The 12,282-nt window shown below is 47.0% G+C and carries 13 protein-coding genes; 9 read left to right on the top strand and 4 right to left on the bottom strand.

The features are described from left to right. Nucleotides 1-43: 43 nt before the first annotated feature. Both QUB64_RS17265 and QUB64_RS17260 read left to right on the top strand, forming a co-directional pair. Entirely contained in the window at nt 44-205 is a 162-nt protein-coding gene (locus tag QUB64_RS17265; RefSeq protein WP_333394144.1) for a hypothetical protein, read from the top strand. Between the two features lie 77 nt (nt 206-282). After that, a complete protein-coding gene (locus QUB64_RS17260) occupies nt 283-684 on the top strand; it encodes a type IV pilin protein (RefSeq protein ID WP_333271986.1) in 402 nt (133 codons plus the stop codon). A 411-nt stretch (nt 685-1,095) separates the two neighbouring features. On the opposite strand, the gene QUB64_RS17255 is transcribed toward QUB64_RS17260, so the two are convergent. Then, the gene (locus tag QUB64_RS17255) at nt 1,096-1,488 is read right to left on the bottom strand and encodes a hypothetical protein (protein WP_333271983.1); all 393 of its coding nucleotides are present in this window, start codon (nt 1,486-1,488) and stop codon (nt 1,096-1,098) included. Nucleotides 1,489-2,088: 600 nt separating this feature from the next. Between QUB64_RS17255 and chlP the strand changes: the two genes are divergently transcribed. Continuing rightward, a complete protein-coding gene (gene chlP / locus QUB64_RS17250) occupies nt 2,089-3,309 on the top strand; it encodes a geranylgeranyl reductase (RefSeq protein WP_333271981.1) in 1,221 nt (406 codons plus the stop codon). Nucleotides 3,310-3,522: 213 nt separating this feature from the next. Here chlP and QUB64_RS17245 read toward each other — a convergent pair whose 3' ends face one another. Further along, nucleotides 3,523-4,065 carry a Dps family protein gene (locus QUB64_RS17245; RefSeq protein ID WP_333271978.1) on the bottom strand — a complete coding sequence of 181 codons (543 nt, stop codon included), beginning with the start codon at nt 4,063-4,065 and terminating at the stop codon, nt 3,523-3,525. Nucleotides 4,066-4,420: 355 nt separating this feature from the next. Between QUB64_RS17245 and QUB64_RS17240 the strand changes: the two genes are divergently transcribed. From QUB64_RS17240 to QUB64_RS17230, 3 genes are all read left to right on the top strand, one after another. Beyond that, nucleotides 4,421-4,666: an Asr1405/Asl0597 family protein gene (locus QUB64_RS17240; RefSeq protein ID WP_333271975.1), complete on the top strand. Its 246-nt coding sequence runs from the start codon at nt 4,421-4,423 to the stop codon at nt 4,664-4,666. Between the two features lie 80 nt (nt 4,667-4,746). Beyond that, a complete protein-coding gene (locus tag QUB64_RS17235) occupies nt 4,747-5,412 on the top strand; it encodes a (2Fe-2S) ferredoxin domain-containing protein (protein WP_333271972.1) in 666 nt (221 codons plus the stop codon). A 230-nt stretch (nt 5,413-5,642) separates the two neighbouring features. Beyond that, entirely contained in the window at nt 5,643-6,971 is a 1,329-nt protein-coding gene (locus QUB64_RS17230) for a hypothetical protein (protein ID WP_333271970.1), read from the top strand. A 181-nt stretch (nt 6,972-7,152) separates the two neighbouring features. Here QUB64_RS17230 and QUB64_RS17225 read toward each other — a convergent pair whose 3' ends face one another. Next, entirely contained in the window at nt 7,153-9,354 is a 2,202-nt protein-coding gene (locus tag QUB64_RS17225) for an NAD(P)/FAD-dependent oxidoreductase (RefSeq protein WP_333271968.1), read from the bottom strand. A 180-nt stretch (nt 9,355-9,534) separates the two neighbouring features. On the opposite strand from QUB64_RS17225, the gene QUB64_RS17220 reads away from it, so the two are divergent. Further along, on the top strand, nt 9,535-9,768 hold the full coding sequence (locus QUB64_RS17220) for a hypothetical protein (RefSeq protein ID WP_293124983.1): 234 nt from the start codon (nt 9,535-9,537) through the stop codon (nt 9,766-9,768). A gap of 1 nt (nt 9,769) precedes the next feature. Further along, the gene (locus tag QUB64_RS17215; protein WP_333271963.1) at nt 9,770-9,916 is read left to right on the top strand and encodes a hypothetical protein; all 147 of its coding nucleotides are present in this window, start codon (nt 9,770-9,772) and stop codon (nt 9,914-9,916) included. Nucleotides 9,917-10,183: 267 nt separating this feature from the next. Here QUB64_RS17215 and QUB64_RS17210 read toward each other — a convergent pair whose 3' ends face one another. Further along, nucleotides 10,184-11,263, bottom strand: coding sequence for a M23 family metallopeptidase (locus QUB64_RS17210; RefSeq protein WP_442921670.1), 1,080 nt, complete (start codon nt 11,261-11,263; stop codon nt 10,184-10,186). Between the two features lie 159 nt (nt 11,264-11,422). Between QUB64_RS17210 and QUB64_RS17205 the strand changes: the two genes are divergently transcribed. Beyond that, entirely contained in the window at nt 11,423-12,133 is a 711-nt protein-coding gene (locus tag QUB64_RS17205; protein ID WP_333271957.1) for a phosphatase PAP2 family protein, read from the top strand. Nucleotides 12,134-12,282 lie beyond the last annotated feature (149 nt).

The raw sequence follows: 12,282 nt of genomic DNA, 5'->3' as shown, positions 1-12,282 counted from the left end.
CCTCCTAGTGATCGGAATAAGTTGTGTCAATGGAAGTATGGTAATGACAATGTATGGGGGAAGAGTGTTAGTTGGTTCGGCGCGGGTGTTTTTCAGACAGATTGTTACCGCTGGCGATGGTTTTGGCAGTAATTTCACCGTCATCTTGTCGCGGTTCACATTCTTATGGTTGTTAGTCGATCGGGATAAACACCAATATCAATAAGGCACTCTTCGTGTCTGCTACGAACATAGGCTTGTAGTAGACACGAAAAGTGCTTAAGAATTTAATTAGGGAAATCAATGAAATATATTTTTAGGCTTTTTTATACATTTGATCGCAAGAATAACTCAGGCTTTACCCTAGTAGAACTGTTAGTAGTTATTGTCATGATAGGTATTCTTTCTACTATCTCTCTGGGGGCAATGTTGAATTTCATAAATAAAGCTAAACAAGTAGAGGGAATTACTTACGTTAATACCTGTAAGAAAAAACAACTAGCTTACTATGCTGAAAATACTAAGTTTGCAGAGTCCCTAGAACTACTGGGATTGCCAAATGAAACGAACTATTATATGTTCAAGCTAGAAATATCCCCTCCCACCAAGCCTGAAGATGGTAATCAAACATTAGCTTGTTGTATGGCTGCACAGAAGGGAGGCGGTAGCGATATGGTGTTTATGTGTGCATCATCTGATGGCTAAAGTGCTTGTAATATAATAGGAGCGATCGCCCTTATATTATTGAGGGGCAGCCGCTCTTTTTTTTGACTATCACTAATTCTGTTTCTCCAACACCATAGAAGATTTTTACCGCTTTGACAACCATTCATAAGACAAGCTATAATCAGTAGGAGAAAATCGGAGTGCGATATTTGGTATAATCAAAGAATCCCGATCGCACACAACCCAATGGAATCTCTACCCAATAATTGGGATGAACTTGCTAAAATCTTAGAACCTATTCATATAAATCACCTCGCAACCCAACATTTAGAATCCTGTAATTACAAAATACTGGGCTACCGGGATAGCAACAATAATAAGTTTTACGAAGAAATTGCTTTGATTCATCCCATCTGTGCAGAGTCGATCGGGCGATCGATTTCCCTAGCCCTACTTCCCCTTTCCCTTCCCCGCCAAAAACTCCCGCAAACGCAACAAACTAGCGGTTTGTCCCAAATTCAGCGGTAGCAGCGACACTCCCTCCAACCGGGACTGCACCCAACCGTCGCCCCAATACCACTCGTGAAACCCGTCAATTCCCTGACTCAACAACAGCCGCAGACAATTTGACTCGGCAATCTCCACATAGTGCTGCACCGCTACGGGGCCAATCCAACTCGTGAATGTCAATTCTCGATCGAGCATTTCCGGCAAACCCTTAGAAAACTGCTGAGGCCACAGCCACTGCTCCAACTGCACGGGACGCACCAAACTGTCCCGAATCGCGGTCTCCGAAGCTTCCACCTCAATCCGCAGTTGGCTTTGTTGAAAATTACCTAGCATAGCAATTTGAAATTTTATATAGGAACTTTACTTAACTTAACTGTAACTTATTGCACGGAGTTCGATCGCCCCCATCTATAGTTTACAACCGAGATATCGGGGCCAGGACACGGCGGCCAAATACACACGGCGGTTGAAACCGCGTCTACACAAACAAAACCCGGATGGTGCGCGGGTTGAAGAACCGACGGTGAAAATTACGTTGTTTTCTTCAGTTACTCGTTACCAGGCTCTGGCCTGGTAACGTAGATCCGGAGGCTCTGCCTCCATTTTATACACTGACGAGGCAGAGCCTCTAGATCTCGGTTCCCAGGCTGGAGCCTGGGAACCAGTTAATTGATTTGTTGTGGAATAGGCATCTTGCCTGTTCTTAAAATGGTGCTAAACATTCGATCGCACATCAGCGTCAATCCGCATTCATCTACCATTAAAGATTTAAGATTTTCGATAGAAATCAGCACCTGAAACCCGATTTTTGTATCCAATTGTTAAGCTCTGTTTCATTTCATTTAAATCTCCCATTCTCACCCCACAGCCAAGAAACTCCGTGATACCATCACATCTGAGTAAAGACTTATAGAAAAAATTGGGAGAAAAGCTTTGACACTACGGGTTGCAGTTGTTGGATCGGGGCCGGCGGGTTCTTGCGCCGCCGAAACATTGGTAAAAGCAGGCATCGAAACTTATTTATTTGAGCGCAAATTAGACAACGCTAAACCCTGCGGTGGGGCAATTCCTCTGTGCATGGTTGAAGAATTTGACTTGCCACAAAGTATTATCGATCGCCAAGTCAGAAAAATGAAGATGATTTCCCCCTCCAATGTAGAGGTGGACATCAATATCGAAAACGAACACGAATACATCGGTATGTGCCGCCGCGAAGTGCTCGATGGCTTTTTGCGCGATCGGGCCGCTTCCTTAGGTGCCAAACTGATTAACGGTACCGTTCATACCTTAGAAATTCCTGGCAACAACACCGACCCCTACATTCTCCACTACGCCGACCACTCCAACGGCACCGCTGTGGGAACTCAGAAAACTCTGAAAGTGGATTTGGTCATCGGTGCTGATGGTGCTAACTCCCGCGTAGCCAAGGCGATTGATGCTGGCGACTACAATTATGCGATCGCCTTCCAAGAACGCATCCGCCTGCCAGAAGATAAAATGGCTTACTACGAAGGTCTAGCCGAAATGTACGTCGGCGACGACGTTTCCACCGACTTCTACGCTTGGGTGTTCCCCAAATACGACCACGTAGCCGTCGGTACCGGCACGATGAAAGTCAATCAAGCCGATATCAAAAAGCTGCAAGCCGGAGTCCGCGCCCGCGCTGCCAAAAAACTCATGGGCGGTGAGATCATCAGAGTGGAAGCTCACCCCATCCCAGAACATCCGCGTCCCCGCCGGGTTGTCGGCCGAGTTGCTCTCGTCGGCGACGCCGCCGGTTATGTTACCAAGTCTTCGGGCGAAGGTATCTATTTTGCGGCTAAGTCTGGCCGGATGTGCGCTGAAACTATTGTGGAAATTTCCAATAAGGGCGCGCGGATTCCGACTGAACAAGAAATTAAGCTGTATCTGAAGCGGTGGGATAAGGCCTACGGTATTACCTACAAGGTGCTTGACATTTTGCAGCGCGTGTTCTACCGTTCCGATGCTACTCGCGAAGCTTTTGTGGAAATGTGTGCCGATCGCGACGTGCAGAAACTCACATTCGATAGCTATTTGTATAAGACTGTGGTGCCGGCCAATCCGTTGATTCAAATGAAGATTACCGCGAAAACCATTGGTAGCTTGTTGCGCGGCAGTGCTTTAGCTCCTTAATTTCTGGCGGCTTATCGCACTTTGTATAAAAAAGCGGGCAGTTCAAAAAACTGCTCGCTTTTTCGATCTGGTTTGTAGTGAGGACTTTAGTCCTTCTTGATTAAGATTAAGAAGGACTGAAGTCCGAACGATCGAACCTGGCTTGTAGTGAGGACTTTAGTCCTTCTTGATTAAGATTAAGAAGGACTGAAGTCCGAACGATCGAACCTTTAGTTAGTTCAAGTTGAACTGCACTAAGGTGTCGGGGGCGAGGAAGTGGGAAATGTGATAAGCTCGCTCTTCTGTTTTGAGCAGGATTTTTTCGTAGAGGTAGCGCGTAGCTCGATCGCCCAAACTTTCTGCTTGTCCTGCTTGACGGCGCAGCAAACCTATAATAGCTTGTTCCGCAGTCAAATCGTGTTCCAGCATTTGGCGGCAGGAATATACGCCGTCGGCTTCGGGAGCGAAACAGCACATCTCGGCTAACTTGCTAAAGCTAGCTGCGGGTATACCGCCCAACCCGTTCAACCGTTCGCCCAATTCGTGGACGCTATCTTGAGCTTCTCCGTAGCTTTCTTCAAAGAATTTGTGCAAGGAGTAAAATTCTGCCCCTTCCACCACAAAATGATGTTTTTGATATTGCAGGTATAGAGCCTGAAAACTAGCCAGCAGCGCGTTCATCCCTTCACAAATCGGTGCTGTGACTGAATGTTCCAGTAGAACAGGGTTTTCAGCTATGTGGCCAAACGGTCTCAATGCACTCTGAGTCTCAGCCATGTGTGTTCTCCTCTCAATAGGCAGTTTTGTTGCCAATAGAGTTAGTTTAGCATCCCAGATTTGCCCGTCAAGCAGGGTCTGCCTCGATAGTAGAAGATTTTATAGAGTAGGAAAAATTTTTTGTAAACCTATTGAGAATTATTAGCAGTTGGGTTATGCTGGAAAAAGATGCTCGTTCTGAACGCTTCCTGAAAGTGGGGCGAATCTTCCGAAGGCAGAAGGCAGCAGGCAAAAGGCAGAATTGTTCGGGAAGGGCTTTTGACAATCCTTGGTTCTCTTCTGAAATCTGGCTTTTAACTTCTGCCTGCTATCAGTCCGGGTAAAAATTAATGCAAATTATTATTGTTGTCACAAGATGAATCCAGCAGAGCAAGAGTTAGAAGTTTGTGAGATTGTGCAAGTTAGTTGGCTGGACAGGTGGCAAGTTTACAAACGCTTGCAAGAACTCGAAATTCCCTGCTGGTGCGGGGTTAACCAACCTTTGCGGGCAAAAGTCAACACTGTCAGACAAGCTGCTCAGTTAATGAGCGTGTTGAGGCAAGTTAGTGCCCCTCGGCGCGAACTGGTGCAGTTGCTGGAGTGCTGCTGGCACATCGGGTAAAGCCCGAAGGAAGAAGGAAGTTCGGCAACGGATTTCGTAACGGATGTAACGGATGTAACGGATGTAACGGAGTTATGACAATGTATAAGTCTGACAAGCAAGTTTCTGAATTCAGTTTAGAGGGAGAAATCCTCAGCCTGATTGTTGAAGATGGTTACAAACTTAAATATTTGCGGATTAGCAGCGATCGCAAAGTAGAATATCTGGTTAAACTTTCCAAGGAATTGCGGTCATTTTTAGCGCCTGTTTTGACGCCGGGTTTGAGAGTTCAAGTTTCAGGTGAGAAAGAACTCAATTTGAAAAACGGTAAAATAAAACTGAAAGCTCGCAGCCTCACGCTGGCTCGATCGCCCGAACAGCTCGACTCTACCAGTGTACCTGCTGGGGTATTGATGTCCGTTGGCGAAGCCCTCGAAGAGGATCGCGCGATCGGCAAAACCGAAGTCAGCTCTCCGACAGCAGCTCAAACTGTCAAAGCTGCGGCAAAAACTCAAACCAAAATATTAGTATGTCAAAAATCCGACTGCCAGAAGCGGGGCGGCGCAGCAGTCTGTAAAGCTTTAGAAAATGCTTTGAATGCGCGGGGTTTAGAAGAGCAAGTGACTGTTCAGGGAACCGGATGTCTCAAACAGTGCAAAGCAGGGCCAAATATAGTGGTGATGCCGGACAAAACTCGCTACAGTCGCATCAAACCTGCTGAAATTCCCGCGATTGTTGACAAACATTTTGCAGTTGTTAAAGTTTAGCCGATCGCACGGAATGTCTGAGTGTCCCAGTGGGAAAATTTTCCTTGTGACTCACGAGCAATGACTCAGGTTCATGAAAGACTGCACTCAAGGCTACGCGAGGGGACAAGATGACAACTGACAACTGACAACTGACAACTGACAACTGACTACTAACTAGGGGCTTCCTTTTAGAGAATCTCTCAGGATAGACTGTATCTGAGACTCTGTGACTATTGGGATAAAAAGCCATGTCAGAAGCTGATCTTCGAGCCAATCAGCATCAATCGCACCCTGCTGTTCAATCGGATAACGAACGATTGCAGTCAAATTTTGCTGCTGCTGGGGGTGTTGAGCCGATCGCCCCCCACCAGACAGACACCCCCGCAAGGGTTTTCCAACAGCCAGAAGAAGACTGGCAAACAGTAGATTTTCCCAACGCGATCGGCGTAGATGCAATTCCCACAACACCCTCGGCGAAAAATTTTCAATCTCAGACACAGCAGCTAGAGGCGGACTCGCCCGCGATTTCAGATAATCTCAAAAATCTGCTTGGCAATGTCGAACAGGCCAAGGGCAAAGGATCGACCCCAGTCACCCTGATGCAAGCGCTGCACGAATGCAACCGCGACCTTTTGCAGCGCATCGCCCAGCTAGAAACAGCGCTCGAAGAATCCCAAAAAACCTTGCAAGATCGCGAAACTTTGCTAGAACAGCGGACTGCTGAACTCGAAAATACTCAAGAACAATTGACGAGGCTGTTTGCCAAAGTGGAAGTTTCCCATCAAACTCTCCAAAGTCAAGAAATTTTAGTGGAGAGTTTAAGGAGTAAGTTGGCAACCAGTCAAACCAGGTTGGCGATTGTGGAGCGAGAATGTGCGTCTACTGTGCAGCGCTACAACGAACAGTTTCACTCCTTAGCAGCTACAGAAAATGTTTGCAGAGAATTGCGATCGCGCTTGCACCGCCAGCAGCGCCACACTTTGCAATTCAAAGCTGCTTTGGAAAAAAGTTTGGAGATGCCACAGAAGTCTCCAATTATCGAGCCACCTGACGATGCGGAGGATAGCGCCCACAAGCAATTAGAATCCTTGCTCGCGGCGGTCAAAAGCTCTCAGATCCCGCTGCCGCCAGCCTTCAACGCTGCCCCTGTCAAAGCTTGGTCAGAACCCCCCGAGCATCTAGAGGCAGCGCTTGCTGAATATGCGATCGACCCTGAATCCATAGCCAATCTGGAACTCAACCAATTAGCTCCAGCATCAGGCATTCAATTGCATTCGAGCGAAACCTACCAGCCGTTTGAGCCGGAAACTGACTCGGCCCTTGCGGTGGCGGAATCTCAACTGCCGGCGGCCCAGTCAGTTGCCGAAACTGCTGCCACATTAGGCAGCCAAGAATTGGCCAGGGCCGTTCAAATTTTGAATTCTGTTGAAACCTTTGGCATTCAAGAAGCGCGATCGAGCGGAACCCAATCTACAGCAGCCGCACAACCCGACTGGCTGGGCTTGATTGCTAGTCCGTTGCGGTCTTCTAAAAAACGTCGATCGCTAGCTGAAATTGAATTGCCGAGTTTTCGATAGTGAATTCAATTTGGTAATTGGTAATTGGTAATTGGTAATTGCACAGATTTACCAATTACCAAAAAGACAGATTATATCGTTTGCCTTTCGACCGGAAAAATATTATTCCAAGTGCAGTGCGAGTGTCTCGCTCGCGTTGAACGCGCGAGCGAGACGCTCGCACTCAGCTATCAACTCAAAACTATTGTCTCCCCTTTCCCATGCCGTAGGTGAGAGCATAGCTGGTAGCCAACAGCCACAGCCAAATACCCGGATACCGGGGTTCCAACCAAGGTTGTACCTTGCGGGCGAAACTGGGCAGCCATCCGAACAGCCAACTTGCTACAGCCAAGAGAGTAAAAGTTAAGTAACTCCCCAACCAGCGCCAAACATCCCCCAAGGTGACAAAATCTAAAATCCACAGCAGGAGAGAAGGATTTTTTCCGGCTGCTTGAATAGCCAAGCGATTGAAAGTTAGCCAATCGACTCTATCTTTAATAAAAGTTTCGGCTACGGTAAGTTCTTGTTCTGCCAAAATACCGAAAAAGGTATTGAGAATTGAATTAATTCTCTGGGGCGGCAAACTGCGTCCGGTGGGCACCATCATCCCTTTAGAAAATAGCCAAGTTACTGACACATTGCTCTGGTAAGCGCGAATTTGGTTTAAGTGATTGGCACTTAATAAATCGTGTTTTAGGGCTGTATCCAAAAGGTCTGTTAGGCGGAAAAGATTGCGGACGAGGGAGCCAAAACCGGTGAATACTAAGGGAGATTGCAAAGATGCTGCGTCGCCGATCGCAATTAGGCGATCGATCGCCACCGCGCGATCGCTGCTGTTGCTGCTAAAATGCCCGGGGATATAACCAAAAGTCGGTTTTTTCCACACCAATTTATCGAGATCGCAGCGGCGGTACTCCGGCAAAATTGTGAAAAAGTCCTCGTACAGTTCCAGCAAAGAACCGGGATTCTCGGGATTGACTTGGTGGTAGTGAAATAGATAAACTGTCAGTTCTTCCCCAGCAACGGGAAACAGCTCCCAAATGAGCTGTCGTCCCCGGGAAATGTCGCCGTGACTGTAAAGAACATCCCCGTAGTCGGAATCCCAAACTCCAGGCTCAAATCCTCCATCAATGACAGCTCCGACGGTGGGGCAAACGCTGTCAAACGCCCGCCCTCCGTTCAATTGCCAAGCGATGGGAGAGGCTGAACCCATGGCATCGACGAGCAGTCTAGCAGAGGTTGTGCGATCGGCTTTTGTCGGCAAGTGGCTGGCCTGAACCACTACTTTTTTCGCTTCAACATCGGCTCTAACAAACTCAGTTTCGTCCCAAATTTCCCCACCAGCTTCTGTTAGCTTAACTCCCGCCAAATACAGCAATTTCTCGCCATCTAAAGCTATATTCAGCACCTTCGGCGTGTGCAGGATTGGGGCTTGAGCAACGGTTGGATTGTTAGCATCAAAAAACTTGTTATAGCCATCTTTATATTCTCGCGCAATCAAAGTTTCGATTTCCGCAGCCGTAAACAAACCCAAATCAACTAAGCTTTGAATTTCATCCCGCGAAATATTCCACTCGCGATTCATCCGCCCGAAAGGCATTCTTTCCAGCAGCAGCACTCGGTAGCCCAATCTCGCCATGACTGCGGCGTGAATTACCCCCAAAGCCCCGCCAATATAAATCAAGTCGTAAACAGTATCCCCAACATCCGACACCGAAACTGTGCTTTCTTTCTTCTCCCCTCTTCCTTCTTCCTTAAAAGTATTCCCAGAATCGGATACCAAAACAGTGCCTTCTTCCCTCTTCCTTCTTCCTTCTTCCTTCTTCCTTCTTCCTTCTTCCTTCAAAAACACTACTTGCTTTGGCTGTTGAGGATTGCGAGTGCCTTCACGCCAGCGCTGCTCCCACCAGTAGACGCGCTGGAGGTCGTATTCGCCTTTGGGCATTTTTTGGAAGTATTTGACGGTGAGGGGGTAATAGGGGGCAAGAGCTTCAAAAATTGACTGTTTGGAGAGGTCTATGACAGGGGGTTCGGGGTAGTTTTCGGGAAACTTGTTTCTCACAGCCAGATTCAGAGCTTCCAGGAACTTCCTTTCTCCAGCGGGCGCGTCTTCTAGACGAAAGACTTTTAAATAAGTGGTGCGCTGGACTGACCAGACAAAAGTGGAAAGTTCAGTCGATCGCGAATTATGATTTTCGGAATTGGTATCAGTGAATTTCGGTTTTAGATTAGCATTTTGAACTCCTGATTTGACAAACTCCGCTGCTGTTACGTTGGAAATCAGGCGAAAACCGTCAGGAGTAATAATTTTTTCTCCGATTCCGGGATCGAATTCCTGTTGTAACCAAGTGCAGACGGCTGCTGTATCCGGTGTCGGGACTTCTAAATAAAGAATTTCTTGCATTTTACGGTCTCAATGTTGAATAAATTCATAAAGATGGGGGAGTTGACAAGGGAGCAAAGTAGGCTATACTCCCGAATACTTATTTAGTTTTAAATAAGTTTACAGTGTTCTCAGATTTTTAGCTAATTCGCCGGAAGCCCCGCAGTGGCTGAATATCTACTCCCTTCGGTATGCAATCTCATGAATTATCCCATTCCTACGAATCCTCAAGAAATGATTGCTCTGCGACAGCAGCCGCTGAATGAAGAATTGGTGGCGTCGGCGATCGCAGGTGTGATTCAAATAGCTCGATCGCGATCTCAGTCTTTGGATGAGTTAAAGGCTGAGGTACTCGCCGACGACAATCTGCTCGATTTGGCTCAAAGGCGCTGGCTGAGCGAGATTGTGGCTCAAGCTTGGGAAAATTTGCCCTAAATTGTCACAATCTGAAACATTCTGCAAGTGCGATCGAGCCGGCAACAACAAGCTGATGACAGCTACATTGTCCGGTAGCATTTGCGCTCGTGTAAAAATTATAGACTTATGGCATAAATTTTTGAGCGATCGGGAAACCGCAGATTAACGCAGATTAACGCAGATACCTTTCAATATAGTTTGAGTTTCACAGGTTAGCTGCGTTTATCAAATATTTTAAGAGGCCAATAATTTGACTAATATTATCAATGAAGTAATCATTTAAATTGACTTCCATGATTTGATTACTAAGCCGTAATAATTTCCCGCCTATCTTGAAAAGCATCTGCGTTAATCTGTGTAAATGGGTCTTAAATCTGCGGTCGCTCAATCTATCAAAGATTTATGTAATCTTGTCTATTGTATAATTTAGCCGCTAACGCAATTCGACTTCTCGCTTGACTTCTTCCACAACCCTATCGCCCCGCGTCAACCGATATTCTGCCCGCCACACTCCGGGAGTCAGAGGAGAATTTGTGCTGTTTTTTTTGCCAACATAACGCAACCAAGTGCGGTTGGAGGCTGGAATTTCCTGAGTGTCGTTGGCGATGGTTTCACCGTTGGGTGCCAAGATTTTGTATTGTTCGCGATCGCCCTTGAGGACTCCGTAACTTTGCACCCAAAACAACAAAACTTGACTATTGACAGGTAGTTGAGTCTCTGAGAATTGTCCGGCCCAAACAGTGTTCTCGTCTGGTGGCTTGTTGGCAAAACCAGCGCGGATTAAACCTGTAGAAATATAGTCGATCGGCTTGTCCCAAATTGGATTGCGGGCGGTGTTGCAGCCTAATTTGGCATCGGGCCCGACAAACGGATCTACGGGCTTACCTTGGTACCGAAAAGTGACGTGTACGTGGGGGAAAGAGGCTAAGCCAGAGTTGCCCACCATGCCCAAAACAGTGCCTTTTTCTACCTGCATTCCCGGCTTCACCACAACGCTGTTTTGGCGGAGGTGGCAATATTGGGCTTCCCAGCCTGCGCCGTGATCGATTACCATGCCGTTACCGCATTCTGTACCTGCGACGTTGGCTTTGTCTGTCTGGTTTTGCAAGCGTCGATCGACTACACCATCTCGCACTCGCAAAACTTTGCCCGCAGCGGAAGCGATAACTGGGACTCCTTTCGCCATAGCTTTCGCGTCGGGAATGGCGAAGTCTATACCGTTGTGCCCGTCGTAGGTTTGTCGCCCGCAGCCGAATTCAACGGCGCCAGGGCTGGGATCGCGATCGAAATAGTGCATCACAAAACAGTCTTTTCCTAGCGTACAGGCGATCGGCTGACCGAATTTGGGGCTGTTGGGCTGTTGGGCGACTGCTGAGGAGACGAGGCGTTGGGCGATCGTGTTGGCTTGGGCGATCGGCGCATTAACTCCCGTGTTTTTACCACAACTTGAAATACTTGTCAACCCCACGGTCAACAAAATTGTAGAAATCTGTTTTTTTGATAGTAAAATCATTCGCCGGTGGGATGTAAAGCTGAGGTGGGTAGTGAAAAATCGATTAATCATTCAAAATATACTTGCTCAGGAATCTCGACGAGCGATCGGGCGTTTTCGTTTCCTAGATTTGTTGTATTATTGTCTGTTTTTGATAATTAATTGTTAATTACTTAAAAAATGCTCTCTAAAATTCGATCGCTAATTTCGATAATTCGGCTTGGCGGGCTGGCTGTTGCTGCTTTGGCGATGTGGGCATTTGCCACCATTGCCCGTGAGGTTTTGGAAAAAGAAACCTACGCTTTCGATAAATCTATTTTACTAGATCTGAGGAGCCTGCACGATCCGGTGCGCGATCGCATCATGCTCGCCTTGACATTTTTTGGGGAACCAAATTTGCTGCTGATGCTGAGCGTGAGTTTAGGTATTATGTTGTGGGTGCGGAAACATCGATCGGAAGCTACAACGATCGCAATTACAGGCGCTGGGGCGGTTGGTTTAAATATGCTCTTAAAACAAATCTTTGCGCGCGATCGGCCTCAACTTTGGGAGCGCGCGGTTGAGGTAAAGTTTTACAGTTTTCCTAGCGGACACGCGATGATTTCAATGGTTGTTTACGGTTTGCTAGGATATTTTTTGGGTGCGCGCTTTCCCAGACAGCGCTGGTTGATTTACGGCTTGACAGTTGTATTAATTGCTGGTATTGGTTTGAGCCGACTTTATCTCGGAGTTCACTGGCCTACGGATGTTATTGCTGGTTATATTGCGGGTTTTGTATGGTTACTTGCGTGCATTTTAAGTTTGGAAGTTTGGAAGCATTTTCATGATTCTCGTCCTGTTGCGGAAGAAAAGTTTTTGTCACCTGAATCCCAGAATACGCTCGATAACTAACCAAAAAAAAGGTTCGTAGTGAGGACTTCAGTCCGCATTTTCAGAGGGATTGCATTCCTGACTACAAACCATAAAAAAGGTTCGTAGTGAAGACTTCAGTCCGCAATAAGAAGGACTAAAGTCCTCACTACAAACTAGAAAAAAGGTTC

The organism is Microcoleus sp. Aus8_D2 (assembly GCF_036702665.1).
In the GTDB taxonomy this organism is placed as follows: Bacteria; Cyanobacteriota; Cyanobacteriia; order Cyanobacteriales; family Microcoleaceae; genus Microcoleus.
This window is presented reverse-complemented; position numbering and strand designations above follow the sequence as displayed.

Excerpts from the sequence above, each read along its gene's own strand:
- QUB64_RS17225 (WP_333271968.1), bottom strand. The coding sequence starts at position 9,354 with ATGCAAGAAATTCTTTATTTAGAAGTCCCGACACCGGATACAGCAGCC.
- QUB64_RS17260 (WP_333271986.1), top strand. The coding sequence starts at position 283 with ATGAAATATATTTTTAGGCTTTTTTATACATTTGATCGCAAGAATAAC.
- QUB64_RS17220 (WP_293124983.1), top strand. The coding sequence starts at position 9,535 with ATGAATTATCCCATTCCTACGAATCCTCAAGAAATGATTGCTCTGCGA.
- QUB64_RS17235 (WP_333271972.1), top strand. The coding sequence starts at position 4,747 with ATGTATAAGTCTGACAAGCAAGTTTCTGAATTCAGTTTAGAGGGAGAA.
- QUB64_RS17255 (WP_333271983.1), bottom strand. The coding sequence starts at position 1,488 with ATGCTAGGTAATTTTCAACAAAGCCAACTGCGGATTGAGGTGGAAGCT.
- QUB64_RS17230 (WP_333271970.1), top strand. The coding sequence starts at position 5,643 with ATGTCAGAAGCTGATCTTCGAGCCAATCAGCATCAATCGCACCCTGCT.
- QUB64_RS17265 (WP_333394144.1), top strand. The coding sequence starts at position 44 with ATGACAATGTATGGGGGAAGAGTGTTAGTTGGTTCGGCGCGGGTGTTT.
- QUB64_RS17240 (WP_333271975.1), top strand. The coding sequence starts at position 4,421 with ATGAATCCAGCAGAGCAAGAGTTAGAAGTTTGTGAGATTGTGCAAGTT.
- QUB64_RS17205 (WP_333271957.1), top strand. The coding sequence starts at position 11,423 with ATGCTCTCTAAAATTCGATCGCTAATTTCGATAATTCGGCTTGGCGGG.
- QUB64_RS17210 (WP_442921670.1), bottom strand. The coding sequence starts at position 11,263 with ATGATTTTACTATCAAAAAAACAGATTTCTACAATTTTGTTGACCGTG.
- QUB64_RS17245 (WP_333271978.1), bottom strand. The coding sequence starts at position 4,065 with ATGGCTGAGACTCAGAGTGCATTGAGACCGTTTGGCCACATAGCTGAA.